Annotated in this window: 1 pseudogene; it reads right to left on the bottom strand. The window is 39.1% G+C overall.

The annotated features are described in order from the left end of the window. Positions 1–637: 637 nt before the first annotated feature. A pseudogene (gene tuf / locus H5203_RS22505) lies at positions 638–769 on the bottom strand (elongation factor Tu); the annotation flags it as partial.

Raw genomic sequence — 769 nt, 5'->3', positions numbered from 1 at the left:
GTAAGCGGTAAGCGGTAAGCGGTAAAAATCTAGATCTCCTCAACTTAAATAGCAAGAAAATTTAATATATTTACTTTCTGTTATAAACGCGGTGGCAAGCCACTCGCCTACAAGTACATATTAACACCGAGCAGCTTAAAACTTTCCGCTTAGAGCTTACAGCTCAAATCGCAGGCATTAAAAAAGGCCACCGAAGTGACCTTTTTTCTAATAATTAACTTTATAAGTTAATTATTACTCATTGAACGTTGCAACAAAGCACCTACGCCTATGGGTAACAGCGCCACCTTCACATGACGTAAATCCCAGACATTAAAAAAGGCCACCGAAGTGACCTTTTTCTAACAATTAACTTAAAAGTTAATTATTACTCATTGAACGTTGCTACAAAGCACCTACGCCTAAGGTAATAGCGCCACCTTCACATGACGTAAATCGCAGACATTAAAAAACCCGAGACTAAGCTCGTTTTTTTTAATGCTTAATGCATTACAACTGTTGATTACTCAACGATAGTTGCAACAAAGCACCTACGCCTATGGGTAACAGCGCCACCTTCACATGACGTAAATCGTAGGCATTAAAAAAGGCCACCTAAGTGACCTTTTTTCTAATAATTAACTTTATAAGTTAATTATTACTCAACGATAGTTGCTACTACACCAGCACCTACAGTACGGCCACCTTCGCGGATTGCGAAACGTAGACCTTCATCCATTGCGATTGGAGAGATTAACTTTACAGTCATCTTAACGTTATCGCCAGGCAT

It is taken from the genome of Pseudoalteromonas sp. SG41-1 (assembly GCF_014164575.1).
GTDB classification, from domain to species: Bacteria; Pseudomonadota; Gammaproteobacteria; order Enterobacterales; family Alteromonadaceae; genus Pseudoalteromonas; species Pseudoalteromonas rhizosphaerae.
Note: the sequence above shows the minus strand (reverse complement) of the source record. Positions and strands in the feature narration are given on the sequence as shown.